General features: G+C 44.8%; 1 pseudogene. It reads right to left on the bottom strand.

From position 1 onward, the window contains the following. Nucleotides 1–324 (bottom strand): annotated as a pseudogene (locus R7R24_RS26660) (mechanosensitive ion channel protein MscS); the annotation flags it as partial. Nucleotides 325–736 lie beyond the last annotated feature (412 nt).

Genomic DNA, 736 nt, shown 5'->3' with positions numbered 1-736 from the left:
CGTTTTGACGAGCTTAATCAGCTTGTCACGAGGGATGGACTCACGCTCAATCGCGGACGCTAATTGATTTCTCAACTCTTCATTTTTTTGGAAAAGTTGTAGCTGAAGCGCATCGCGCTCGTCACCGGCCGTTTGCGATAGGCTTTGCGATAAATCGACAATGTCGATGTTCAAGCTATCTATAGAAGCTTCTGCTTCAGAGATAATAGGAGGCTCTGTGCTTTCTGTGGCTTGCACAAAAATAGGGGTCATCATCGTGATGAATAAAGCGAATATCGCTACCCAAGGTGTCTGGCGATTTTTCAGGGGGAAATGAAACGTCATTTTTACCTCGTAGGAAACGAATCCCGATCGGAGCGATCAAGAATCGGAATGTAAAGCCTTGAAATGATATGCCCTAAGTTTACATCACTAAATTGCAAACCGAGCAGCATTTAGTTAATTAAGCGTCAGAGTTCAACAATGACCGTCGTTTTGTCATCACTTATGAGAATCCGGTCTTTTATTGACCCTAAAAGCAAACAAGCCTTTCACTGTTGGTAAAAGGCTTGTTTCAATTTGGCTATGGGCGATTTGGGTGATTCAAAATGTGGTCTTCCCAATCCACCACATCAATTTCGTACACCACTTTGTTGCGGACACTTTCGCCCGCCGCGTGCATTGCGGATTTCGAGCCCGTAATCAACGGGTGCCATTCTGGTAATGGCTGATTTTCGGCTAACAGACGGTAAGCACA

It is taken from the genome of Vibrio sp. 704 (genome assembly GCF_033339295.1).
Note: the sequence above shows the minus strand (reverse complement) of the source record. Positions and strands in the feature narration are given on the sequence as shown.